20 protein-coding genes are annotated in these 23,871 nt (G+C 65.4%); 10 read left to right on the top strand and 10 right to left on the bottom strand.

All coding sequences use genetic code 11. From position 1 onward, the window contains the following. Positions 1–9 precede the first annotated feature (9 nt). Positions 10–204 carry a hypothetical protein gene (locus KTJ89_RS04345; RefSeq protein WP_101553389.1) on the bottom strand — a complete coding sequence of 65 codons (195 nt, stop codon included), beginning with the start codon at positions 202–204 and terminating at the stop codon, positions 10–12. A gap of 310 nt (positions 205–514) precedes the next feature. Between KTJ89_RS04345 and acnA the strand changes: the two genes are divergently transcribed. After that, positions 515–3,199 (top strand): aconitate hydratase AcnA, encoded by a 2,685-nt coding sequence (gene acnA / locus KTJ89_RS04340; RefSeq protein ID WP_219922351.1) that lies wholly within the window; start codon positions 515–517, stop codon positions 3,197–3,199. A 737-nt stretch (positions 3,200–3,936) separates the two neighbouring features. Beyond that, positions 3,937–5,877 carry a 1-deoxy-D-xylulose-5-phosphate synthase gene (gene dxs, locus KTJ89_RS04335; RefSeq protein ID WP_259356856.1) on the top strand — a complete coding sequence of 647 codons (1,941 nt, stop codon included), beginning with the start codon at positions 3,937–3,939 and terminating at the stop codon, positions 5,875–5,877. Positions 5,878–5,937: 60 nt separating this feature from the next. On the opposite strand, the gene KTJ89_RS04330 is transcribed toward dxs, so the two are convergent. Together KTJ89_RS04330 and KTJ89_RS04325 are read right to left on the bottom strand one after the other, a co-directional pair. Next, the gene (locus KTJ89_RS04330) at positions 5,938–7,089 is read right to left on the bottom strand and encodes an HRDC domain-containing protein (protein ID WP_259356855.1); all 1,152 of its coding nucleotides are present in this window, start codon (positions 7,087–7,089) and stop codon (positions 5,938–5,940) included. Between the two features lie 17 nt (positions 7,090–7,106). Then, complete coding sequence (locus tag KTJ89_RS04325; protein ID WP_172169860.1) at positions 7,107–7,721, bottom strand: DUF3000 domain-containing protein; 615 nt, start codon at positions 7,719–7,721, stop codon at positions 7,107–7,109. Positions 7,722–7,889: 168 nt separating this feature from the next. Here KTJ89_RS04325 and hemE point away from each other — a divergent pair, with 168 nt between their 5' ends. The 3 genes from hemE to hemQ are packed head-to-tail and all read left to right on the top strand — an operon-like array spanning position 7,890 to position 11,089. Continuing rightward, complete coding sequence (hemE, locus tag KTJ89_RS04320) at positions 7,890–8,936, top strand: uroporphyrinogen decarboxylase (RefSeq protein ID WP_259356854.1); 1,047 nt, start codon at positions 7,890–7,892, stop codon at positions 8,934–8,936. A gap of 4 nt (positions 8,937–8,940) precedes the next feature. Then, positions 8,941–10,356: a protoporphyrinogen oxidase gene (hemG, locus tag KTJ89_RS04315; protein ID WP_259356853.1), complete on the top strand. Its 1,416-nt coding sequence runs from the start codon at positions 8,941–8,943 to the stop codon at positions 10,354–10,356. 22 nt (positions 10,357–10,378) lie between these two features. Continuing rightward, complete coding sequence (gene hemQ / locus KTJ89_RS04310; protein ID WP_259356852.1) at positions 10,379–11,089, top strand: hydrogen peroxide-dependent heme synthase; 711 nt, start codon at positions 10,379–10,381, stop codon at positions 11,087–11,089. Between the two features lie 144 nt (positions 11,090–11,233). On the opposite strand, the gene KTJ89_RS04305 is transcribed toward hemQ, so the two are convergent. Then, positions 11,234–11,521, bottom strand: coding sequence for a hypothetical protein (locus KTJ89_RS04305; protein ID WP_258233245.1), 288 nt, complete (start codon positions 11,519–11,521; stop codon positions 11,234–11,236). A gap of 101 nt (positions 11,522–11,622) precedes the next feature. Here KTJ89_RS04305 and KTJ89_RS04300 point away from each other — a divergent pair, with 101 nt between their 5' ends. Further along, positions 11,623–12,147: a MarR family winged helix-turn-helix transcriptional regulator gene (locus KTJ89_RS04300; protein ID WP_310650272.1), complete on the top strand. Its 525-nt coding sequence runs from the start codon at positions 11,623–11,625 to the stop codon at positions 12,145–12,147. 4 nt (positions 12,148–12,151) lie between these two features. Here the strand turns inward: KTJ89_RS04300 and KTJ89_RS04295 are convergent, their stop codons facing one another. Next, entirely contained in the window at positions 12,152–12,685 is a 534-nt protein-coding gene (locus tag KTJ89_RS04295) for a GNAT family N-acetyltransferase (RefSeq protein ID WP_139908178.1), read from the bottom strand. Position 12,686: 1 nt separating this feature from the next. After that, a complete protein-coding gene (gene msrB / locus KTJ89_RS04290; protein ID WP_139908177.1) occupies positions 12,687–13,136 on the bottom strand; it encodes a peptide-methionine (R)-S-oxide reductase MsrB in 450 nt (149 codons plus the stop codon). Positions 13,137–13,292: 156 nt separating this feature from the next. Here msrB and KTJ89_RS04285 point away from each other — a divergent pair, with 156 nt between their 5' ends. Further along, on the top strand, positions 13,293–14,492 hold the full coding sequence (locus tag KTJ89_RS04285) for an alpha/beta hydrolase family protein (RefSeq protein WP_139469807.1): 1,200 nt from the start codon (positions 13,293–13,295) through the stop codon (positions 14,490–14,492). A 10-nt stretch (positions 14,493–14,502) separates the two neighbouring features. Here the strand turns inward: KTJ89_RS04285 and KTJ89_RS04280 are convergent, their stop codons facing one another. Then, positions 14,503–17,208, bottom strand: coding sequence for a penicillin acylase family protein (locus tag KTJ89_RS04280; RefSeq protein ID WP_259356851.1), 2,706 nt, complete (start codon positions 17,206–17,208; stop codon positions 14,503–14,505). 34 nt (positions 17,209–17,242) lie between these two features. Continuing rightward, a complete protein-coding gene (locus tag KTJ89_RS04275) occupies positions 17,243–18,121 on the bottom strand; it encodes a DUF817 domain-containing protein (protein WP_181270594.1) in 879 nt (292 codons plus the stop codon). A 291-nt stretch (positions 18,122–18,412) separates the two neighbouring features. Here KTJ89_RS04275 and KTJ89_RS04270 point away from each other — a divergent pair, with 291 nt between their 5' ends. Next, positions 18,413–20,197: an N-acetylmuramoyl-L-alanine amidase gene (locus KTJ89_RS04270; protein WP_259356850.1), complete on the top strand. Its 1,785-nt coding sequence runs from the start codon at positions 18,413–18,415 to the stop codon at positions 20,195–20,197. A 28-nt stretch (positions 20,198–20,225) separates the two neighbouring features. After that, positions 20,226–20,900 (top strand): NAD(P)-dependent oxidoreductase, encoded by a 675-nt coding sequence (locus tag KTJ89_RS04265; RefSeq protein WP_139469811.1) that lies wholly within the window; start codon positions 20,226–20,228, stop codon positions 20,898–20,900. Between the two features lie 10 nt (positions 20,901–20,910). Here KTJ89_RS04265 and KTJ89_RS04260 read toward each other — a convergent pair whose 3' ends face one another. Then, on the bottom strand, positions 20,911–21,486 hold the full coding sequence (locus KTJ89_RS04260) for a hypothetical protein (protein WP_259356849.1): 576 nt from the start codon (positions 21,484–21,486) through the stop codon (positions 20,911–20,913). A 31-nt stretch (positions 21,487–21,517) separates the two neighbouring features. Then, the gene (locus KTJ89_RS04255; protein WP_259356848.1) at positions 21,518–22,360 is read right to left on the bottom strand and encodes a L,D-transpeptidase family protein; all 843 of its coding nucleotides are present in this window, start codon (positions 22,358–22,360) and stop codon (positions 21,518–21,520) included. Between the two features lie 60 nt (positions 22,361–22,420). Between KTJ89_RS04255 and KTJ89_RS04250 the strand changes: the two genes are divergently transcribed. Beyond that, positions 22,421–23,707, top strand: coding sequence for a DUF6636 domain-containing protein (locus tag KTJ89_RS04250; protein ID WP_259356847.1), 1,287 nt, complete (start codon positions 22,421–22,423; stop codon positions 23,705–23,707). Positions 23,708–23,871 lie beyond the last annotated feature (164 nt).

Here is a 23,871-nt window from a genome sequence, read left to right as displayed (position 1 = left end):
CCGGTGACCTCAGGCGGTGACCGGGCGGCGGGGGAGGAGGACGAGCGCGATGAGGGCGATGAACGTCGTGAGGAAGCCCCACAGTCCCCACCAGCCGCCCGACCGGCCCTTCTCCTTCGCGAATGAGCTGCAGACGACGGCGAAGATGATGCCGACGAGCAGTGCGCCGAAGCCGAATCCGGCGCCTAGTGTGAACGGGTCCATGGGTTCTCCTCGGGGATGGCAGGCGAGTGCGCTGCTGCTTTGAGTGTGCTGTCCAGGCTAGGCCGCGCGACCCGGCCGCGGCCCTGGTGATGACCGCACGAGGGCCTGGGGAAAACCCGATCGCAGGGTTTCGCACCTCCGTGTGCCATGGTGGTCAAAGCCCCTCAAATGCGATAGAATTTATCTTGACGTCAAGATACTTATGGAAACATATGTGTCGCGTAAATCGGTGCGTGATGCAAGGGTCCGACCGCCGAGTCGGACGGACCCGGTTTCTTGGATGAGTGTCGGATGAAACAGGAGAATCACGATGAGCAACGTCGATACGTTCAAATCGAAGAGCACCCTGACCGTAGGCGATAAGGATTATGAGATCTATCGCCTGGACCAGGTCAAAGGGTCGGAGAAGCTTCCCTTCAGCCTCAAGGTGCTGTTGGAGAACCTGCTGCGCACGGAAGACGGCGCAAACATCACTTCGGAACATATTGAAGCCCTCGGCAGCTGGGACCCCAATGCCGAACCCGATACGGAGATCCAGTTCACCCCCGCCCGCGTGGTGATGCAGGACTTCACCGGTGTGCCCTGCATCGTCGACCTCGCCACCATGCGCGAGAAGGTCGTCGAGCTCGGCGGCAGCCCGGATCAGGTCAACCCGCTGGCTCCGGCCGAGCTGGTCATCGACCACTCGGTGCAGATCGACCGCTTCGGCACCGCTGACGCCGTCGAGCTCAACATGGACATCGAATACCAGCGCAACGGTGAGCGCTACCAGTTCCTGCGCTGGGGCCAGACCGCATTCGAAGACTTCAAGGTCGTGCCTCCGGGCATGGGCATCGTTCACCAGGTCAACATCGAGCACCTGGCTCGCGTGGTCATGCCGCGCGAGGTCGACGGAGTCCTCCGGGCCTACCCGGACACCCTGGTCGGCACCGACTCGCACACCACGATGGTCAACGGCCTCGGTGTGCTCGGTTGGGGCGTCGGCGGCATCGAGGCAGAGGCCGCCATGCTCGGCCAGCCCGTGTCGATGCTCATCCCGCGCGTCGTCGGCTTCAAGCTCACCGGTGAGATCCCCTCGGGTGTCACCGCAACCGACGTTGTGCTCACGATCACCGATATGCTCCGCCAGCACGGAGCCGTCGGCAAGTTCGTCGAGTTCTACGGCAAGGGCGTCGCCGAGGTGCCGCTGGCCAACCGCGCCACCATCGGCAACATGAGCCCCGAGTTCGGTTCGACCGCCGCGATCTTCCCGATCGACGAAGTCACCATCGACTACCTCAAGCTCACCGGCCGTTCGGAAGAGCAGATCCAGCTCGTCGAGGACTACGCCAAGACGCAGGGACTCTGGCACGATCCGGAGAACGAAGTCGAGTACTCCGAGTACCTCGAACTCGACCTGTCCACCGTGGTGCCCTCGATCTCCGGACCGAAGCGCCCGCAGGACCGCATCGAGCTCTCCGATGCCAAGAGCCAGTTCGCCAAGGACATCCACAACTACGCCGCTCCCGGCGAGGAGTCGAAGTCCGTGGACGTCAGCACCGCTGACGGACGCAACTTCGAGCTGGCCAACGGTGCCGTGGCGATCGCTTCGATCACGTCCTGCACCAACACCTCGAACCCCTCGGTGATGATGGCCGCCGGCCTGCTGGCACGCAATGCCCGCAAGCGCGGACTCAACTCGAAGCCGTGGGTCAAGACCTCGATCGCACCGGGTTCGAAGGTCGTCACCGAGTACTACAACAAGGCCGGCCTCATCGAGGACCTCGAAGCGCTGAACTTCTACATCGTCGGCTACGGCTGCACCACCTGCATCGGCAACTCCGGTCCGCTGGACTCGGAGATCTCGAACAGCATCCAGGACAACGACCTCTCGGTCACCGCAGTCCTGTCGGGCAACCGCAACTTCGAGGGCCGCATCAGCCCGGACGTGAAGATGAACTACCTCGCTTCGCCTCCGCTGGTCATCGCCTACGCACTGGCCGGCACCATGGACTTCGACTTCGAGAACCAGCCCCTGGGCAAGGACTCGGACGGCGTCGACGTCTACCTGGCCGACCTGTGGCCCTCGCCTGAAGAGGTTGAGTCGGTCATCGCCGATTCGATCTCGACCGATATGTTCGACAACGAATACGGTCGCATCTTCGACGGTGACGAGCGCTGGCAGCAGCTCGACACCCCCGAAGGCAAGGTCTTCGAGTGGGACGACGAGTCGACCTACGTGCGCAAGCCCACCTTCTTCGACGGCATGGGTCTCAAGCCCGAAGCCGTCAAGGACATCAAGGGCGCCCGCGTGCTCGCGAAGCTCGGCGACTCGGTGACCACCGACCACATCTCGCCCGCAGGTTCCTTCAAGGCCGATACCCCGGCCGGCAAGTACCTCGTCGAGCACGGCGTCGAGCGCAAGGACTTCAACTCCTACGGCTCGCGTCGCGGCAACCACGAAGTCATGATCCGCGGAACCTTCGCGAACATCCGTCTGCAGAACCAGCTCCTCGACGGAGTCCAGGGTGGCTTCACCCGCGACTTCTCGCAGGAGGGCGGACCGCAGACCACAATCTACGACGCCTCCGTGAACTACCAGGCTGCCGGCACCCCGCTGGTCGTCCTCGGTGGCAAGGAGTACGGCTCGGGATCCTCGCGTGACTGGGCTGCCAAGGGCACGAAGCTGCTCGGCGTCGAAGCCGTCATCACCGAAAGCTTCGAGCGCATCCACCGCTCGAACCTCATCGGCATGGGCGTTCTGCCGCTGCAGTTCCCCGCCGGCGAATCCGCTGATTCGCTCGGACTCGACGGCACCGAGACCTTCTCCATCGAAGGCGTCACGGAGCTCAACGAGGGCAAGACCCCGGCGACCGTCAAGGTCACCGCCGAAAAGGAAGACGGCACAAAGGTCGAATTCGACGCCGTCGTCCGCATCGACACCCCGGGTGAAGCCGACTACTACCGCAACGGCGGCATCCTGCAGTACGTTCTGCGTCAGCTCGCAGAAGCCTGATCGCAGAAGACGAGGCCTGAGCGGCGACTTCGCCGCACCAGGCTGAGCTGTGAGTCTGCGACTCGCGGCAGTCGGTTCGCGCTGAGGCGCTGAGCCGGAGCTGATCGAAGGCCGGTGGGATTTGTTCCCACCGGCCTTCGTCGTGCCCGGGCGCGTGTGACGGTGCCGTTGATCGAGCATCCCTCACCGTTCGCGTCACGTCCTCCACGCAGTTCGGCATCCGTCACCGTTCGTGACTAAACACACCGCTGCCAAGGAATCCGTCACCGTTCGTGGCAGATCGCCTCGTTGCAACAGTGCGCTGTGCGGCGAAGGGTGAGGGACGGTCGCTGTCGCGCGGGATTGTCGGGAAGCGTGAGCGCGTCCGCGGGAATCCGTGCGCTGGCGGTCGGCCACCTCGGCGTGGGTGGGGGTGGGCGCAAACGCGACCATCACTCATCGGCAGTCGCTCAACACCGTGCTGCAACGGGTTGGTGTGCCACGAACGGTGAGGGGTGCGCTCGCAATGGTGCGAATTGCCGGCGCCGAGGCGGTGTGATCAAAAGGCTGAGGGGTGGTGTGCCGCGGGGAGGTGCAGCGGGAAAGCTGAGGGATACTGCGCCGAGGCGGTGCAGCGAGAAGGCTGAGGGGTACTGCAGCGCGGAGACATGTCGCGAAGGGTGAGGGACGCATCTGTGAGCGATAGGATGGGGCGGATGGAATCTGTCCGCCAACGATGTCGTCAGAACTGAGGCCGCATGACCTTTCTCGAATCCCTCGGCTCGCCTGCCGATCTGCGTCGACTCTCGGCTGGCGAATGCGAAGTGCTGGCCAAAGAGATCCGCGACTACCTCATCACGACCGTGTCCGGCACGGGCGGACATCTGGGCCCCAACCTCGGAGTCGTCGAACTGACCATTGGCCTCCACCGCACCTTCGACTCGCCGCGCGACACGATCATCTTCGACGTCGGCCACCAGACATATGTGCACAAACTGCTCACCGGCCGCCGCGAGGAGTTCCCCACCCTGCGGCAGCGCGACGGCCTCTCCGGCTACCCGAGCCGGCGAGAGAGCGAGCACGACGTCGTCGAGAACTCCCACGCCTCGGCCTCCCTGTCCTGGGCCGACGGCATCGCCAAGGCCCGCCAGCTCACCGGTGAGCGAGACCGCCACGTCGTCGCCGTCATCGGCGACGGAGCCCTGACCGGGGGAATGGCCTGGGAAGCGCTCAACACCATCGCAGCCGACACCTCCACCCCGCCGAGGCGGCTGGTCATCGTCGTCAACGACAACGGCCGCTCCTACGCCCCGACCGTCGGCGGATTCGCCGCCCATCTCGACGAACTGCGCACCACCTCGAGCTACGAGAAACTCCTGACCTGGGGCAAGGAGACGCTCCGCCAATCCGGCCGACCCGGCCGCGCCGCCTACAGCGCCATCCACGGCGTCAAACGCGGACTCAAAGACATGGTCAGCCCACCCGAGACCGGAATGTTCGACGAACTCGGCATCAAATACTTGGGCCCTGTCGACGGACACGACCTGCCCTCGGTCGACAAGGCCCTCCAACTGGCCAAACAGTTCGACGGCGGCCCCATCATCGTCCACATGATCACGCAGAAAGGGCACGGATTCGACCCGGCCGTCAACGACGACGCCGACCAGTTCCACTCCGTCGGCGTCATCGACCCCGTCACCGGGAGATCGACACCGTCGAAATCGACGTCATGGACCTCCGTGTTCGGCACCGAGATCTGCGCACTCGCCGAGGAACGCGAAGACATCGTCGCCATCACCGCCGCCATGCTCCTGCCCGTGGGGCTGGCGAAATTCGCCGAGGAGTTCCCCGACCGCGTCTTCGACGTCGGCATCGCCGAACAGCATGCGGTCGCCTCGGCGGCGGGCCTGTCCTACGGCGGACTCCACCCCGTTGTGTGCATCTACTCCACGTTCCTCTCCCGTGCTTTCGACCAAGTGCTCATGGACGTCGCCCTCCACCGGCAGGGTGTGACCTTCGTCCTCGACCGTGCCGGCATCACCGGCCCCGACGGAGCCAGCCACCACGGAATCTGGGACATCGCGATGCTGCGCGTCGTCCCCGGACTGCGCCTCGCCGCACCCCGCGACGCCGCACGGCTGACCGAAGAGCTGCGCGAAGCCGTCACCGTCTCGGACGCCCCGACCGTGGTGAGATTTCCCCGCGGCAGCGTCGGAGCCGATATCCCGGCGCTGAGGAGGCTCGACGACGGCGTCGACATCCTCCGGGAATCGTCCGCAGAGGCCACCGCCGATGTGCTCATCGTCTCCGTCGGACCGTTCGCCAGGTTGGCCGGGCAAGTCGCTGACGTGCTGGAAGGCCGCGGGATCACCTCCACAATCGTCGATCCCCGCTGGGTGCTGCCTGTACCCGAATCCGTCGTCGCTCTCGCCGCCGAGCACAGTCTCGCCGCGGTCATCGAAGACGGAGTGAAGATCGGCGGTGTGGGTTCACAGGTCCGCTCCGACCTGCGCGAAGCCGATTCGCGGATCGGGGTGCTCGAACTCGGCGTGCCCGATGAGTTCCTGCCGCAGGGGACACGTGAAGAGATCCTCGCCGAAGTGGGCCTCGACGTCGACACGATCGTGTCCGAAATCCTCAAGGCCCTGCCCGCCGAGGTGGCCGACCGTGCCGCTCAGAGTTCCCGCCGCGCGGTGTGAGTCCATGCCCTCAGAGGCGACGGAGGACCGACGCTCGAACCGCAGGACTTGAGCGTGAGTTCAGGCCTGGGGGAGTCCGGCCAGGGTCTTCTTCAGCGCGGGGGCACTGAGCTCGATCTGCCAGGGTCGGGCTCCCGCCTCGCCGAGGTAGCCCTCGACGTCGACGCTCGACTCCGCGGCCAGGGACTTCACGATTGCCGGCTGGAGGAGTACATCGTGGGGGATCGTCAGCTCTTCGGAGAGCTCCGACATCGCGGCCTTGAGCGCCGCCACCCGCTCTTTGAGCTCCGCCGGGTTGAATGCGCTGCGTTTCGACCGTCCGCGCTCGGACCGTCCCGGCAGCTCTTCGGCCCCCAAACGGGAGGCCTTGCGGTAGGCACGGAAGAGTCGGGCCGCCTCGGCGCGGGAGAGTCTGCGCCACTGAGCCAAGATATCGTCGCTGGACTTCACACCGGATTGGGCGAGGGCGACGAGCTCACGATCACGCAGGATCTTCGTGGGAGCCAGATCGGCCTCACGGGCCATGGAGTCACGGGCCTGCCAGAGCTCACGGACCCGGGCGATGTCGCGGCGGGACCTGATCTTCGACAGTCCATGCGTGCGTCGCCACGGCTCATCGAAGTGCTTCGGCGTGAAATCGAGCAGGTGCGTGAACTCCTGCTGCGCAAACTCCCACCGGTCCGAGTCGAGAAGCTGCTGGTGGAGGATGTCGCGGATCGGCAGGAGCACTTCGACGTCGAGGGCGGCATAGTTCAGCCACTCCTTCGGCAGCGGACGCGTCGACCAATCGGCGGCCGAATGCTCCTTCGCCAGACGCACCCCGAGGGTGCGTTCGGCGACCGCGGCCAGACCGAACTTCTCCCATCCGAGCAGCCTGGCGGCCAGCTCGGTGTCGAACAGAGCCGCCGGGCGCATTCCGCGCTCCTGCAGGCACGGCAGATCCTGCGTCACCGAATGGATGACCCACTCATCAGTTCCGAGAGCCGGATTGAGGGCGCTGAGATCACCGAGCGTCTCGGAATCGAGGAGGAAGGTGCCCGCACCCTCCCGGCGCAGCTGAACGAGGAAGGCGCGCTGTCCGTATCTGATGCCGGACGCGCGTTCGGCGTCGACAGCGATCGGACCGTTGGCGGCGGCCAGACTGGCAATCGAGGAGGAGAGGTCCTCCGGGGTATCGACGACGTCGGGGATGCCGTTCGCGGGTGTTTCCAAAAGCGGTAGTTCAGATGTCATCGACGGCGCCCGGGCAGGGCTGTGACTCCTTCAGGAAGTGGTGGCAGTCCGGCGACTGTGCTGAGCAGATCGATCCAGGCCTCGAAGTGATTGCCGATCAGATCCGGCTCGTCAATCACGGGTGTCCACGAGGCGCGCAGCTCCAAGTCTATCGTGGCCGGGCGATCGGCCAAGGTGCCGAAGCTCTCGGACAGCACCCGAGTGGTCGTCCCGCCGGCGGCGAGCACCTGGCAGTCGTTGGCATCGAGGGCATCTTCGAGCCAGCTCCATGCCACATGCCCGAGCATCGTCTCATTGCCGAGTTCGTGTTCGAGTTCGGCGCGGATATAGGAGACGACCCGGAAGGAGCCTTCCCACTCCTCCGGGGCGGCGGGATCGAAGAGGACGACGATACGGCCGGTGGCGAGTTCGTCGATGGTCTCGCCGCTGGCCCGCAGGAACGTCTCATCGGCGCTGACCTCGGCGCCGAGAGCATAGGAGTACGGGGCCAGCTTGGCCGGGGCCGGAATCTCGGAAATCGACACGTTGTTCGTGCTGCGCGCCTGACGCAGCACCGACGTCACGGCGGAGAACTCCGCCGGAATGCGATTGAGAGGTGAGGTGTTGACCACAGTTGCCACGATAGAGCAGCCGCGGGGACAGAGGAATCATCCACGCCGAGGCGGCCGCGGACAATCCGTCGGACCGTGTCCTCGGCCGAATGCTGAGACGGCAAGACGGCCCGTCTTGAAACCGCCGGCGAGTGGGCATGAGCGATCGAAGAATGGGAAGATGGCCCCATGACATCACCCCTGTTGGCTGCCCTGCGTTCGGAGCCGGTTTCACACACTCCCGTCTGGTTCATGCGGCAGGCCGGCCGCTCCCTGCCTGAGTACCGTAAGCTGCGCGAAGGCACTCAGATGCTCGATGCCTGCCGCGACCCCGAGATGGTCTCCGAGATCACCCTCCAGCCGGTCCGCCGCCACGGCGTCGACGCGGCCATCTTCTTCTCCGATATCGTCGTCCCGCTGCAGGCCGCCGGAGTCGAGGTGGAGATCGTTCCCGGCGTCGGCCCGGTCATCGCCTCCCCGGTGCGCTCCCGCGCAGATATCGACGCCCTGCCTGATCTCGACGCCGCCGATATCCCCGACATCACCGAATCGATCCAGCGGGTGACCGCCGAACTCGGCGAAGCCACCCCACTCATCGGCTTCGCCGGTGCTCCGTTCACCCTGGCCAGCTACCTCATCGAAGGTGGGCCGAGTAAGAACCACGAGAAGACGAAGTCGCTCATGGTCTCCGACCCCGAGGCGTTCTCGGCCCTGCTGAGCAAGCTTGCGACGATGTCGGCGACCTTCATCGACGTGCAGCTGAACGCCGGTGCCAAGGCCTTCCAGCTCTTCGACTCCTGGGCCGGCTACCTCGCTCGGGAGGACTACGAGGACCATGTCCTCGCACACTCCACCGCAGTCTTCGACGCATTGTCCGGACACGACGTGCCCAGCATCCACTTCGGCGTGCAGACCGGTGAGCTGCTCGGCTCCATGGCACAGGCCGGATCGACGACCGTCGGCGTCGACTTCCGCGTCGACCTCGCCGATGCCGCCACTCGCGTCAATCCCGGTCAGGCACTGCAGGGCAACCTGGACCCGGCCCTGCTCTTCGCCCCGTGGGAAGCGCTGTCCGCCCGCGTCGAGGCGATCGTGCGCAAGGGACTCGAACTCGACCGCGGATTCGTCTTCAACCTCGGCCACGGCGTCCTGCCCGACACCGACCCCGAAGTGCCCGGACGCGTCGTCGACCTCGTCCACCGCGTCTCGGCCGAGATCCTCGGCAGCCGCGGCTGATCGAATGACTCGGATCACCGTCGTCGGAGGAGGGATCTCCGGCCTCGTCGCCGCCTATCGCCTCTCCGCCGAGCACCAAGTCACAGTGCTGGAATCAGGCGACCGCCTCGGCGGCTGCCTGAAAGCGACCACGCTCGATGGAGCCGTGCCCGTAGGAATCGACTCGGGAGCCGAAGCGAGCCTCAACCGGCGTCCGGAGACGAAGAGCCTGGCCGCCGAAGTCGGCCTCGACTCGGTGTTCCCCTCGACCCGGCACAGCTCGCAGGTGCTCAGCAGGGGAGACCTGCACGCGATTCCCAAACGGACGATCATGGGGGTGCCCGCCGAAGCGGCCGAGGTCGAATCCCTCATCGGCGCCGAGGCGGCCGCTCGCTTGGCGGTCGAACGGATCACCCCGCCGATCGAAGGTGATGACGTTTCGCTCGGGGACTTCCTGTCCGAGCGCCTCGGCGGCGCCATCGTCGACGAACTCGTCGATCCGCTGCTCGGCGGCGTCTACGCCGGCCGCTGCCGGGACCTGTCCCTGGCCGAAACGGTGCCCGCGCTGCTGCCTGCCGCAGTCGAAGGCACCTCGGTGCTCGACCTCGTCGCACAGCTCCTCGCCGCCCGCGACGCCCAGACCGCGTCGGCAGGGAACCCGGAACCGGTGTTCATGAGCTTCGAAGGCGGAATCAACCGCCTCATCCCCGCCCTGCACGCGGCGATCGTGCGGGGCGGCGGGACGGTCCGCCTCGGTGCCGGTGTCACCGGGATCGACCGGGACGGCGAGAGATGGATCGTCCGCGGCGAGGGGGACGACATCGAATCCGATGGACTCGTCCTCGCCACGCCCGCTCATGTGACTGCCGGACTCCTGACGTCGGTGGCCCCGGAATCGGCGAGCCGCCTCGGCGAGATTCCCTATGCCTCCACCGCCTTGGTCGCCGCCCTCGTCGACCTCGGGGGAGTCGAGCTGAAGGGTTCGGGGTTCCTCGTCCCCGCGACCGAGGGCACGTTCATCAAGGCCTCGACTTTCGTGTCGAACAAATGGCCGTGGACGGCCGACCATATCCCCGCGGGGGCGGCCCTGGTGCGGATGAGCATCGGACGCTTCGGCGACGGACCCGAGGTCTGGAGCAGGTTCTCTGATGAGGAGATCGTCGAACGAGCCTTCGCCGATTGGCAGACGATCACCTCCCGTCCTGAATCGCAGCTGCTGGGCTCGGAGGTCCAGCGCTGGAACTCCGCACTGCCGCAGTACCTGCCCGGCCACGCCGGTCGCATCGCCGCCATCGACGCAGAGATCGCGTCGCTGTCCGGCCTCGAACTCGCCGGATCCGCCTATGGGGGAGTCGGCATACCCGCCTGCATCGCCCGCGCGGACGCCGCGGCCCAGAGACTGAACCGACCCGCAGACGACCACCGTGACACTTCAGAATGAAGAGAAGACAGAAGGAGCAGATATGAGCGAATACACTCAGCCCACCGACGCCCAGATCAAAGAAGCGAACGAGCAGACGCGGTATATCGCCTACTCCGTCTTCGCCTCTGCCGGAGAGCTCGGCGATGCCGACCGTAAGGAACTCGCCGATGAGCTGCATGCGGCTCTCGAGCCCCTGAAGGAACGCGGTCTGATCGTGCGCGGAATCTACGACGTCTCCGCCCTGCGCGCCGATGCCGACGTCATGTTCTGGTACCACGCCCCCGAAATCGAGGTCGTCCAGGCCGCGTACTCGGCGATCCGCCGCAGCCTGATCGGTGGAGTGCTCGAACCCGTTTGGTCCGTCGTCGGAATCCACCGCCCGGCGGAGTTCAACAAGGCGCACCTGCCCGCTCTGCTGACCGATCCCGAGCCCGGCGATTATATCTGCGTGTACCCGTTCGTGCGGTCCTACGACTGGTACCTCCTCGACCCCGCCGAACGGGCGAAGATGCTGCGCGACCACGGTATGGCCGCCGCCGGGTACAAGGACATCAAGGCGAACACGATCGCCTCCTTCGCCCTCGGCGACTACGAATGGCTGCTGGCCTTCGAGGCCGCCGAGCTCCACCGCATCGTCGACCTGATGCGGGATCTGCGCAACACCGAGGCGCGCCTGCATGTGCGCGAAGAGGTTCCGTTCTACACCGGACCGCGTCGCGAACTCGTCGACATCATCTCCGACTGGCGCTGACCGAACGTCATAGACCCGGCCGGGACTGAGGCAGAGAGCAGGTCGCCCGGCCGGGACGGAGGCAGCGAGAACGAGACAGCGGGAAAGGGCCGCCGCACCGATTCGGTGCGGCGGCCCTGTGCATGGTCGGGGAGTGACCGGCGGCTACCTGCTGCCCTTCTTCACCACATAGGAATGGCCGTTGGCGTCGGTGCGCATCTCCAGCCCCATGGCATCGAGCTGCTGGTGCCGCAGCGTCTCGTCCTCGAAGTATCCGCCCGGGCGCGTGTTGTCGACCTGCGCCGGCCCGACGATCTTGCGGAAGAAGTTGTTGAGCCAGCCCACTCCGCGCTGGGACTCCGGATGCTGGTTCTTCTTCCGTGCCGAATTCTTCTGCTTCTTGTCCTGTTTCCGGTTCGAACCATCGGGGGAAGGCTGCGAGGCGGACGACATAGCGAGGATCCTATCGACGAGGTGCCGCTTGGGCGGGGATTGGGCAGGTTTCACCTTTAGTGTACACTAATCATTAGCGCACTAAGTAATCTTCGAAGAGTATGCACGCCCTGATTGCCGACACGGAGGATCGACGACACACGATGCTGGAATCCGAAGCTTCGACGGAGCCGCTGGACAACCCGCTGGCGCTGGAAAGCCAGATCTGCTTCGCGCTGGCGGTGGCGTCCCGCGGGGTGATCGGCGCGTATCGCTCCGTGCTCGAACCGATCAGTCTGACGCATCCGCAGTATCTGGTCATGCTTGCGCTGTGGCAGCACGAGAAGCTGCCGATGCGCGAGATCGCTCGACTGCTGCGACTCGAACCCGCGACTGTGTCCCCGTTGGTCAAACGCCTCGAAGCGCTGGCCTATGTCACGAAGACGCGCAGCGACAGCGACGAGCGGATCGTCGAGGTCACCCTCACCGACACCGGCCGTGAACTGCGCAAGACCGCCGAGGCGATTCCCGGAACGATGATGGCCAAGCTCGGCATGGACGTCGACGGAGTGCGTGAACTGCACGCTGTGATGCAGAAGATCATCGCCTCCGTCGACGCCGCTGCCGAGGTCGAGGCCGAGAGCTGATCGGTCAGCCGGCCGGGCGCTCCATCGGGGTGTGCTCGATCCCGTCCTCGTCGAAGCGCGGACCGTTCGGGGCGAAGCCGAGGGACGAGTACAGCCCCTCGAGGTGCGACTGCGCATTGAGCGTCAGCGGGGCAGTCGACCAGGCGTGGACGATGTCGCTGAGCAGTCGGCGGCCCCAACCCTGCCCGCGGGCGTCGGGGTGGGTGGCGACACGACTGATGCTGCGTGCTCCCGGCCTGGCCGCCGGTCCGTCGGGCAACTCCGCCGGCAGCAGACGGGCATAGGCCCATGGCGAGAGGTCGCGTCCATGCTCGGCGCCGTGAGTGTCCGACATCGCCGTGGCCGGTCGAGGGTAGAAGAAATGCAGAGTCTCCGGCAGTGAGTCCACCCCATCGGGGTCGAGGAACACGCACTCCTGTTCGACGACGAAGACCCGTGAGCGCAGCTGCAGAATTCCGTAGAGCTCCGTGGGCCGGAGCTCGTCGAAGTTCTTCACGACGAGCTCGGTCGCCTCGGTGCTCTGAGTGTCTGTCGCCACCTCAGCTGTCCGCAGCGTCGGTGTTGAGCTTCAACGAGATCGAGTTGATGCAGTAGCGCTGATCGGTGGGAGTGCCGTAGCCCTCGCCCGAGAAGACATGGCCCATATGCGAGTCGCAGTTCGCGCAGCGGACCTCGACGCGTTCCATGCCCATCGAGGTGTCGCGGATGTAGCGGACCCGGTCCTCGGCCAGAGGCGCGTAGAACGACGGCCATCCGCAGTGCGAGGCGAACTTCGTATCGGAGGGGAACAGGTCGGCTCCGCAGGCCCGACACTGGTACATCCCGGCTGCCGTCTCGTCGTTGTACTCGCCGGTGAAGGGGCGTTCGGTCGCGCCCTGGCGCAGCACCGCGAACTCCTCGGGAGTGAGCACGTCCTGCCAACGGATCTCCTCAGCCGCGGCCCCCTCGTTCGTCGAAGTTCCAGCGTTGATATCTGATGACTGAGTCATCGTGACCTCCGGTCTCTGTCAGTGACGGTGATTGCGGCGAGGAGGAGAAGATCTCCGCCCCTGGTGAGCGCAACAGCGAGTGACACTCGCTCATTCCGCACAACAGCGTTTGGTGCCTGATCATTCCGTAGGCAACAATGAACACAGGAGGTTTTCATGGTCCGCGACACGAAGTTCCCCGCCCGCCTGCTCGCCGCCGGTATCGGCGTCGGCGCCGGACTCGGTGCCCTGATCTCTGTGGCGTCGTCGGGTCTGGCCGCCTACTTCGCCCGCAAGATCATCGTTCCGGAGAACGCCCCGGAAGAACTCGACATCCTGCACATCGACGGTTTTCCGCCGAATATGCGCATTCAGCTGCCCGCCGATGAGGAGACCACGGTGCCCGGCACCTATGGTCTCTACTTCAACCAGGGTTCGGGACATGCCGTCGTCGGCGATATCGTCGAGTACGATCCCCGCTCGCGCACCGTCTCCCGAGAGATCCTGTCCGTCACCCGCGGCGATATCCGACGGGCCTGGCGGGGACGGTGGACCGGAGTCGTCTATCCTGATCCGATCGCTGCCGGAGTGAATTTCGACGACATCGAGATTCGCTCCGACGCTGGTGACCTGCCCGCGTGGCTGCTGCCGACCGACCATCCGGAACCCCACGACACCTGGGCGATCCTCATCCACGGCCGAGCCAGCACCCGCGCCGAGGGACTGCGCGCCGCTCCCGTGCTCAACACCCTCGGGGTGCCCTCGATCGCGATGTCTTACCGCAACGACGCCGAGGTGCGGGTGGAGACCACATCTCGCTACGGGCTCGGCGACACCGAATGGATCGACGTCGACGCCGCCATCGACTTCGCGGTCGAACACGGAGCGAAGAACGTCGTGCTCTTCGGCTGGTCGATGGGCGGAGCCATCGCCCTGCAGGCGGCCTCCCGCGGACGCAACCGCAGGTTCGTCACCTCACTGGTCCTCGACGGACCCGTCGTCGACTGGGTGAACGTGCTCGACGGGCAGGCGAAGAAGAACCTGCTGCCGACACCGATCGCCAAACTCACGCTCGAGATGATCACGCAGCCATGGGCGCGGCCGATCACCGGGCTCGAGACCCCGCTCGATCTCGATCGCATGGATTGGGTGACCCGTGCCGCCGAACTCGATGTGCCGGTTCTGCTCATCCACTCCGATGACGACGAATTCGTCCCCTCCGGCCCCTCCCATGCGCTGGCAGGTGTCAGACGGGATCTGGTCACGATGCCGTCATACGGCAAGGCCCATCACACGAAGGAATGGAACATCGACCCGGTGCGCTGGGAAGACGATGTCGCGAACTTCCTCGAAGCGAAGATCCTGCCCAAGGACTGAAACCCCGTTCTCACGGCTCGAGAGTGAGTGTGTCCTCTGCCGCCGCGGCCACGGCTTCCTTCGAGTACGGCCATGGTCGATTGACATTGGCGGCCCAATCGTTCGTCTGATCGTCGTAATGCGGGTGGAAGGCATGCCCCGACGCGCCCGTGAGGTTGATCCAGTTCGAGGCGTCGAAGTTCGACAGATCGACCGTCTGGCGCATCGACGGCACCCAGTTCGTCTCATAGCCGACCGAGGCATCCCACCCGGTGGCATGGACGACGCCCGAACCGCCGGAGACCTCATAGGGGCCGCGGTTGAACAGCTTCTCCACCGGTGTGATCCCGGATTCGCCGAGGCTGGCGTTGCGGATCGTCAGGCGGTGCAGGATTCCCCACCGCCACGTCACGGGCTCCGGTCCCAGCAGGTCCTCCGTCTCCGCCCACGCCGTCTTCATGGCCTTGCGCAGAGCCTCGTCCCGACCTTCGACGCCCTTGCTCGACCACCACTGGGAATCCGGGTCTTCGAGCAGTTCCGAGAGCACGAGGTACCACCGTGAACCGCCGGCGGGGGACACCCCGTCGGGAAGCTTCGAGCTGATCGTCTGCTCGAGCAGCGTCTTCGTGAGCACATTGAAGTAGGCGGCGCCTGCGCTGTTCGCGGAGTCGAAGCCGTTCCAGCTCTTCAGCAGCTTCTTCGCCTCGAGGATGTCCTCGTCACCATGGGAGTGGATCTTCACCGCTTCGGGTACGAGCTTCGCGGCGAACGGATTCTGGTCGTCGTTCTGGATCTCGGCCATGTCCATCGGCCGCAGCTTCCGGCCCTCGTCGACCGCGTCCTTGATGCGTTTCGTGATGCGGCGGGCACGATCCCCGTAGTCGAAGTCCTCACCCAGCTGCACTGTCTCACCGGGGGCGGCGACCGGGTTGTTCGCGGTGACGATCCATCCGCGTTCGGGGTTGTACAGGTGTGGGAGATCCTCGAAGTCGACCCAGCCCTGCCAATCCTCGTCGGATTTCCACCCGCGGCGGGGCACGGTGCCGTCGGCCTTGCCTCGGCGTGGGATCATTCCGGGGGCCTGATAGCCGATGTTCCCGGCGACATCGGCGTAGACGAGGTTCTGGGAGGGCACGTCGAACAGGGACGCCGCGTGCCGGAACTCCTGCCAGTTCGTGGCCTTGTTGATGGCGAACACCGCCGAGGCGGTCGTACCCGGACGCAGAGCCGTCCAATCGAGGGCGAGACCGTAGTGCTCCTCGGCCGGTCCCGACTTCGGGTCCTGCGAATCCGCCCCGGTCGTCGCATCGAGTGCTTTGCGATACGTGCCGTCGAGCTTCGACACGAGTGGGCCGTTGCGGGTGGAGCGGATGGTGATCTCGCGTGGGTCCTCGCCCGCGACCTCGATCGTCTCCTTGCGCACCTGCAGCGGTTCGTCTCCGTCGTCGTGGATGACCTTCCCGTCGCGGATCTTCTCCACCACGAGGTCGGTGACATCTGCGCCGAGGTTCGTCAGTCCCCAGGCGATCGACTGGTTGTGGCCGATGACGACTCCCGGCAGTCCGGAGAAGGAGAAACCGGTGACGTCGAAGGGGCAGGCATCGGTGACCTTCTTGCATCGCAGTCCCACCTGGTACCAGACCGAGGGCATCGCCGGGGCGAGGTGCGGGTCATTGGACAGCAGCGGTCGACCGGTGTTCGTGTGGTCCCCGGAGATCACCCACGAGTTCGACCCGATATCGTCGCTGTTCTGTCCCAGCATCGGCGGCAGCGATGTGAGCGTATTCCGCAGTTCGAGGAGATCATCGGTGGGGACGGCCGCCTCGGTGTCGGTGTTCCCTGTTCGGGGTGCCTCGGTGACGGTGCCTCCGGCATGTGCCTCATCGTCCTCCCGTGCACGGTCGTCGACTCGCGGCTTCTGCTCGACGTCGTCGCCGCTGCGGTCCTTCGGTGCCTTGTCGCCGGCTCTGCCGCCGAGGATCGTCGGACGCGTGGCATATGGGTAATCCGGATAGAGGTCGCTCATCTGCTCGTCGGTGAGCTCCGAGCCGAGGATCGACCGGTCGATCTCGTCTTCGAGGTTCGATCGCAGATCCCATGCCATGGCCTTGAGCCAGGCGACGCTGTCGACCGGGGTCCATTTCTCGACCTCGGTGCTGCCGGTCTCGAGGCCGAGGACGGCGTATTCGAGGGACAGCTCGGTGGGGGATTTGTCCTTGAGGTAGGCGTTGACACCGTCCGCGTAGGCCTCGTAGTAGCCCAGACTCGTCTTGTCGAGCTTCTTCACCTCCTGCTCGGCGACCTTCCGCCAGCCGAGCGTGCGGATGAAGGTGTCGGTGCCCAGCTGGGATTTGCCGAAGAGTTCGGAGAGTCGTCCCGAGGTGACGTGTCGGCGGAAGTCCATCTCCCAGAACCGGTCCTGAGCGTGGACGAACCCCTGAGCCAGGAACAGGTCGTGGGCGGTTTCGGCCTCGATGGTGGGAACACCCGATTCGTCACGGTGGACGGTGACCGGCGCGTCGAGCCCCGGCAGCGAGATCTCGCCGTCGGTGGTCGGGAAGGAGCGACGGACGAGGAACAGTCCGACGAGGGCGAGGATGAGGGCGAGGACGAGGATTCCGGCGATGACGCGCAGCAGCACACGAGCACTGACCGACAGGTTGGGACCGCTGGTTGGGCGGAGCACCTTGAGCAATGCGCTCGATTCCTTCTCATTCTGCGCATCGGGTGCCGCCATGAGTCTCCTTCGGCCGTCCTGGAAGTTTCGGTTCTCAGCAAGTATAGGTGTCAGGAGGCTCGGGTCTGTGGACCTCAGGCGGCCTGGGTCTGTGGACGAAGGTCACGAGGACGACGGAGATCATCATGAGCAGGAACCAGGCCACCAGCTTCGTCAGCGGCACCAGGTGCCAGCCGTCGTCCTGACTCGGATACAGCCAGGCACCGGCCGCGGTCCCGATGTTCTCGGCCACCCAGATGAAGAAGGCGACGAGGAGGAAGGCCAGCAGCACGGGCATCGTCAGTGTCCTGCGATGGATATGGAAGTACATGCGGCAGCGGAAGAAGACGACGACGGTGGCCAGGACGAGGAGCAGTCGGAGGTCGACGATGAAGTGGTGGGTGAAGAAGTTGAGGTAGATGGCGGCGGCGATGATCACGGTCAGCCACCTCGGCGGGTAATGGCTGAACCGCAAGTCGAAGAGACGGTACACGCGGACGATATAGGAGCCGACGGCGGCGTACATGAACCCGGTGAACAGCGGTACTGCGCCGATGTGGAGGACCCCGCCGGGGGCGTAGTTCCATGAACCCACGGCGGTCTTGAAGATCTCCATTCCGGTGCCGACGATGTGGAAGACGATGATGACGATGAGCTCGCGACCGGTCTCGAGTCGAGCGACGAGCATGCCGATCTGGATGAGTACGGCGAGGATGACGAGGAAGTCGTTGCGGGCGATGGCCGCGTCATCGGGGTAGAGCCAAGCGGTGAGGATGATCGCTAAGAGCATGAGAGCACCGAAGAGACACGCCCACGCCTGTTTGATTCCGAAGGCGAGGAACTCCCGCATCCCGGCGGGGACGCGGGGGAGAACGCGGTCGGCGAAGGCGTCGAGGACTGCCTCGAGTCGAGTGAGTTCGCGGCGATCGGCCATATGGGTCCTTCGACGACGGGGACGCGGGGAATGTGGAGTGCCAGCGTATCGCGCGAGTGGGCCGGGCTGTCGGAGCGGGCAGTGTGACATCGCCGTGTCCGAAGGAGGTGAAATTCTGAATAGAACTTGCGAGTCACCTTCACAGAAACTGGCAATGCCGTTAATCTGTGCATCAGTGTCGCAGGAGTGCTGCGACGCTGCGGCGCCGACAAGGCAGTGTCGACGGCGACGTGAACCCATTGGCGTCCGTGATAACCAGAAGGCGGACAGACTGCAGAGGAAGCAGCCCCGATGAAACCGATCCGACTTGTCACCCCCGCACTGGCTGCGGTGCTCACCGTGTCGATGATGACCGGTGGTCCCGCGCTCGCCGCCGAAGCGCCATCGCTCGGCGACAGCGGCTCACCGTCACTCGACGGCGGGGGCCAGCCGCAGCCCGCGCCGACTAACGCGCCGACGAAGGAACCATCCGATTCGGATACACCGACGGAGCCTGCAGCGACCAAGACAGCGGACTCCGCGGACGCTCCCCAGGTGAGCCGGAACGCAGGATCGACGACGAAGACGTATTCGTCCACTCCGGCAAAGGTCACAGCACTCAAACTCAAAGACTCCGAAGTGAATGTCATCGGAGCCAAGTGGACGGGAGACGACCCACGTCTCGAACTTCGCTACCGCGACTCCGGCGGCTGGTCCTCGTGGGAGACCCTGCCGGCCGATGACGGTGCCGGCCCTGACCGTTCCTCGGCTGAGGGCAAACAGGTCCCCGCTGCGGCTCAGGAAGGACGGACAGAAGCCGTGCCCGTGGTCGACTCCACCTCGGTGGAGATCCGTGCGACAGCGAAGAACGCCGACACGAACGACCTCGCAGTGACCAACGTCGCAAGCCCCGTCACCGGCGCCGACGCGGCCGCAGTGAAGAAGCCCGCCTCGGTCACCGCACAGAAGGCGACAGCGCAGGTGTCCCACCACGAACTGAGAGCGAACATCGTCACCCGCCGCGAATGGGGTGCCGACGAGAAGCTCGTCCGCTGCACCACCGACAAGACGTCGACTTCGAAGGGCGTCTTCATCCACCACACCGCCGGATCGAACTCCTATACGAAGGCACAGGCCCCGGGCATCATCCGCGGCTACCTCGCGTACCACACGAAAGAACGAGGCTGGTGCGACCTCGGGTACAACTTCCTCGTCGACAAATACGGAACCATCTACGAGGGCCGTGCCGGCAGCATCGATCTGTCTGTGACCGGAGCCCACGCCTCCGGATTCAACTCGTACACGATCGGCATCAGCGTGCTGGGCACCTACACAGGGTCCGCGCCGAGCACAGCAGCCCAGAATTCGGTCAAGCGGCTCATCGCGTGGAAGGCCAACCAGTACGCCTTCAACCCGACGGGAAAGATGACGCTGACCTCCGGCGGAGGAAGCACGAGCCGGTATCCCGAAGGCAGGAAGGTCAGCCTCAATGTGGTCTCCGGCCACCGGGACACGAGCTACACCGCCTGCCCGGGAAATGCCTTCTACTCGCGACTCGGATCGATCCGGTCCGGTGCGAAGTCGATGCAGTCCGATGTCGGTGGTTATCCGGTGAAGGGAGCCATCGGCACGTACTACCGGTCGCACTCCGCGCAGACGGGCGAGGCCCGCAGCCTCGAAGGGAAGCTGTCGAACCCGAACGGCGCCTATCAGCGCTTCGCCAAGGGCACCGTGTACTGGTCGTCGAAGACAGGGGCGCACCTGAACAAGGGCGGAATCCGCAACGGCTACAAGCGGGCCGGATACACCAAGGGCTTCCTCGGCTACCCCAGCAGCGATGAGAAGACCTTCAAATACCGCAAGAGCGCCTACTACCAGAACTACGAGAACGGGATGATCACGTGGTCGTCGGCGACGAAGGGACAGCCGATGCGCGGCGAGATGCTCAAGAAGTGGAAGTCCCTCGGCTGGGAACGCAGCAAGCTCGGACTGCCGAAGACGGACCAGTTCTCCTCGGCGGGCAAGATCCGTCAGAACTTCGAACACGGGTACATGACCTACACGAAGAGTCAGGGCGTCAAGGTCTATCTCACCTGACCGAACGCAGGGGACATAGACTCATCTCATGCACATCCTCCTCTTCGGCGCCTCCGGTCACGTCGGCACCGGGCTCGCCCAGCAGCTCAGTCCGCAGCACAGAGTCACCGGCATCGTCCGCCGCACTCCGGACACGGAGACGGCATACGAACCGGTGACTGTGCCGGATTGGGTGGACGAGCCGGAGGCGGTCACCTCGGCGCTCGCCTCCAGAGACCTGCCGCCGGTCGATGCCGTCATCGCCGCCATCGGCGGGTGGTACATCGACGAACCGGTGCTCGACCGAGGTCTGGAGAAGTTCGATGCGGACTATGACTCCTACCTGCGCGGGCACTTCACAGCCTGTGCGATCTCGCAGTCCCTGGCCACCGACCGGACGAGCGCGATCCGGGGAATCGTCCACCTGGCGCTCAACGGCGTCGCCAGCGTCGAAGCGCTGGCCGGGTCAGGGGCGATCAGCGTCTTCGGCGCCGCGCAGAAGATGCTCATCGAAGTCGCCGCAGCGGAATCGACGAGCGTGGCCTTCCGCGAGCTGCGGATCATGGCTCCGATCGGCGGCGATGATCGCAATGATCTGTCCGGGGGAGTCGAAACCGTTCAACTCACCGAGGTGGCCGACGGTATCACCGCGATCCTTGACTCACCCGATCGCTTCGAGGTGGGCACCGAGATCCACGCGAACGCTGGGACCTCTGCCGGCTGACTGCTTCGACTCAGGCGCGGGTGTAGCGGAGGAAGACCTGGTCGTCCTCGGTGCGCACATCGATGAGGCGCAGATCGATCTCGGCCTCGAGCCCGGAGAAGTGGCTGCCGGGAGTGCGGATATAGCAAGGGCTCACGCTCAGATGCAGTTCCGCACCCGGATAGTGCTCGAGCAGCCGGAAAGCGAGATTCGGTCCCGACTCGCACAGCAGCACCGTCTCATCGGTCGGTGCCGATTCGGGGGAGGGGGCCGTCGGCAGCGAGGCAGCCACCTCGGTGATCGTTTCTGCTGTGAAGTGCTGGGCACGATAGTCGAGGCCGCGGGCGTCGAGCTCCCTCTGCAGTGCCATCGGATCGGACTCGGTGAGCACGTGCACGGGGATGTGCTGCAGCGTTTTGCCTGCGGCGTTGATGACGGGCAGCTGCGGATTCAGCGCGGTGCGGCGGTCGACGATGATCGCATTCGCGCTGCGTCGCAGGGCGAGGAAGCGCCGGAAGTCGGCGTCCGTGGACACCCCGGTCGACCAGCCGTTCTCGGCGAAGGATCCGTTGATCGACTGGACGAGGGAGAGGATGAGACGGCGCACGGGTTCCTGCTCTTCTGCTTCTTCGGCTCTGCTATTTCTTGACTTCGGGTGCCGGCCCCATGGCGATGCGCGGGTGAGCGTCCGGATCGATGGTGCGCATGATCCACTTGAGGTCCGCCTCGTCGAGGGTGACGCAGCCGTTCGTGCCGGAATCGTGGTCGAGGTGCAGCCAGATTCCGCCGCCCTTGTCCCAGCCCATCGGTCGGGTCTTGTCCGTCGGCGGAGTGCCGGGTCTGCGGTTGTAGTCGATGGCGATGATGTAGTCGAAGACCGATTCGTAGTCCGCCCCATAGGCCACCGTCGCCGAGGAGGGCAGACGATTGTCCTGGGTGTATGGCAGGTCGGTGCCCGGGTTTGCCTTGAAACCGCCCGCGTCGCTGAGTGTGAACACTCCGATCGGGGTGGTCTTATCGCCCTCGCGGCGATCCTTCAGCCATCCTTTGGAGCCGTTGTGGGTGTCGAAGGTCTTGAGCTTCTTCCATTTCTTGTCCGTGAACTCATAGAAGCTCAGGCTCGACTTCTCCGAAGCGGCTGTCGGCGAGGTCGCGACGAGGACCTGCGAGGTCTCTGCCGGGATCTGGTCGGTGAACTCCTTCGCCAGACCGGGGACAGGGACGGGGTGGATCGGTCCGGTCGCCTCGGTGGCGGGCTGATCGGATGCAGTCGAATCCGAGTCGGCGCCGGTGGGGGAGTCCTGGGCCGGGGCTGCGAAATCACCGAAGCTCGTCTGCTGTGCCGGAGCGGCGAAACCGGCGGACTCGACCGCCGAGGGATCGTCCGGGCCGTCGTCGGCATCGGCCCCGCAGGCGGTCACCAGCAGAGCGCAGGCGAGAAGCGCGGGCACTCCCGCGCGCCGGAGGACTCCATCGGACATGAGGTCATCATCTCACGAAGCATGAGAACTCGCCGGTAGCGACTATGCGAAAATGACACCATGAGCATTCCACCTGTGCCGAACCATCCTCCGCGCCCCGGGCGTCGGAAGCCGGCCGAGGAGTCTCCGGAGTCGATCACAACCCAGTTGTTCATCGGCGAGGATGAGTCCGCGGCCGCTGATGGCTCCACCCAAGCACTCACTCCCGCAGAACTGCAGAGGCTGCGGTCGATGGTCGAATCCGACGGCACCGATGCCACCGAGGTGCTCAGCCTCGAAGAGCTGCGCGGACTGGCCGCCGCCGATGGATATCAGACGGGAGGGCTGCCGGCCGCGCCGCGCAAGGTGAACTCCGACGATATCGCCGCTGCGGAGGCTCCCTCGGCTCCGAAACAGTGGAACCCGCTGCCCGGCTCGCAGCCGGCGCCTGCGGACGCGCACCGGGCCGAGCCGCATTCGCAGCAGCCCGAATCACACCCGCAGCAGGGAGGTCCTCACCCGCATCAGGGGCAGTGGGGCGGAGAGTTCGGTGCCGCCGGTCAGGCCGCAGCCTCTCAGCCGCAGGCTGCCGGGCCGGTGCAGTCGCCGGCGGGACCCGATTACGCTCAGCCCGGCACCGGTCGCCCCACGGGGCCCGGATACGGGCAGGCGGGCCACGCTCCCGCCTACAGCGGTGCCTATGCCGCCGGCTATGCGCCGGGCGGACCTGTCGGTCCCGGAGGACCCGGCGGACCAGGAGGGCCGGGAGGACCCGGCGGACCGGGGAATCCCGGCGGCCCGCACGACCCCTATGGTCGGCGAAATGATACGAAGAAGGTCCCCGCGTGGCTGTGGGTGCTCGCTGCCATCGCGCTCATCCTTGCCCTCGGCATCGTCGGCTATATCGTCTGGGACTCCACCCAGGGTGACGACACCACCACCGTCGGACCCACGGACGAACCGTCGATCGGTCAGACCGATGATCCCGAGCCGTCCGATTCGGGCAGCTCGAAGGCTCCCGTCGCCGAAGAGAACTTCACATCCCCGTCGGGGAATATCGCCTGCACCATCGACTCCGAACGAGTGCGCTGCGTGATCAAGGACTACGAGTACTCACCACCGGAGAAGCCCGACGACTGCAAGCTCGACGACTGGGGCTCCATCGTCGTGGCGAACAAGGAAGGCTCAGGCTTCTCCTGCGTCGAGGCTCCCGAGAGCAACGGCCCGGCACGTGTCCTCGGCTACGGGGATTCGATCTCCGCGGCGGGGATGACCTGCACCTCCAGCGAAGAGGGCATGACCTGCAAATCCGATGACACCGGAGTCGGATTCAACGTCCGCCGCGCCTCGGTCGACTTCCTCAAGTAGGAGCCGGGAGCCGCCTCGGCGATCTTAGGATGTGGACGGAATTCGGACGGATCGCGGAAGGGGGACTACGGTGATCGTGTGGCTCATAGGTTCCTCCTCCTTCCTTGCCGCGACGAGTCCTGAACGGACAGCACGCTCGTCGCGGAGTCCTCGTATGCTGGTCA

The organism is Brevibacterium sediminis, assembly GCF_024895295.1.
Taxonomy (GTDB): Bacteria; Actinomycetota; Actinomycetes; order Actinomycetales; family Brevibacteriaceae; genus Brevibacterium; species Brevibacterium sediminis.
The sequence above is the reverse complement of the archived record's forward strand: the minus strand, read 5'-3'. Positions and strand labels throughout refer to the sequence as shown.

What these genes read in the sequence shown, in the direction of transcription:
- KTJ89_RS04345 (WP_101553389.1), bottom strand. Translation starts at nt 204, where the DNA reads ATGGACCCGTTCACACTAGGCGCCGGATTCGGCTTCGGCGCACTGCTC.
- acnA (WP_219922351.1), top strand. Translation starts at nt 515, where the DNA reads ATGAGCAACGTCGATACGTTCAAATCGAAGAGCACCCTGACCGTAGGC.
- dxs (WP_259356856.1), top strand. Translation starts at nt 3,937, where the DNA reads ATGACCTTTCTCGAATCCCTCGGCTCGCCTGCCGATCTGCGTCGACTC.
- hemE (WP_259356854.1), top strand. Translation starts at nt 7,890, where the DNA reads ATGACATCACCCCTGTTGGCTGCCCTGCGTTCGGAGCCGGTTTCACAC.
- hemG (WP_259356853.1), top strand. Translation starts at nt 8,941, where the DNA reads ATGACTCGGATCACCGTCGTCGGAGGAGGGATCTCCGGCCTCGTCGCC.
- hemQ (WP_259356852.1), top strand. Translation starts at nt 10,379, where the DNA reads ATGAGCGAATACACTCAGCCCACCGACGCCCAGATCAAAGAAGCGAAC.
- KTJ89_RS04305 (WP_258233245.1), bottom strand. Translation starts at nt 11,521, where the DNA reads ATGTCGTCCGCCTCGCAGCCTTCCCCCGATGGTTCGAACCGGAAACAG.
- KTJ89_RS04300 (WP_310650272.1), top strand. Translation starts at nt 11,623, where the DNA reads ATGCACGCCCTGATTGCCGACACGGAGGATCGACGACACACGATGCTG.
- msrB (WP_139908177.1), bottom strand. Translation starts at nt 13,136, where the DNA reads ATGACTCAGTCATCAGATATCAACGCTGGAACTTCGACGAACGAGGGG.
- KTJ89_RS04285 (WP_139469807.1), top strand. Translation starts at nt 13,293, where the DNA reads ATGGTCCGCGACACGAAGTTCCCCGCCCGCCTGCTCGCCGCCGGTATC.
- KTJ89_RS04280 (WP_259356851.1), bottom strand. Translation starts at nt 17,208, where the DNA reads ATGGCGGCACCCGATGCGCAGAATGAGAAGGAATCGAGCGCATTGCTC.
- KTJ89_RS04275 (WP_181270594.1), bottom strand. Translation starts at nt 18,121, where the DNA reads ATGGCCGATCGCCGCGAACTCACTCGACTCGAGGCAGTCCTCGACGCC.
- KTJ89_RS04270 (WP_259356850.1), top strand. Translation starts at nt 18,413, where the DNA reads ATGAAACCGATCCGACTTGTCACCCCCGCACTGGCTGCGGTGCTCACC.
- KTJ89_RS04265 (WP_139469811.1), top strand. Translation starts at nt 20,226, where the DNA reads ATGCACATCCTCCTCTTCGGCGCCTCCGGTCACGTCGGCACCGGGCTC.
- KTJ89_RS04255 (WP_259356848.1), bottom strand. Translation starts at nt 22,360, where the DNA reads ATGTCCGATGGAGTCCTCCGGCGCGCGGGAGTGCCCGCGCTTCTCGCC.
- KTJ89_RS04250 (WP_259356847.1), top strand. Translation starts at nt 22,421, where the DNA reads ATGAGCATTCCACCTGTGCCGAACCATCCTCCGCGCCCCGGGCGTCGG.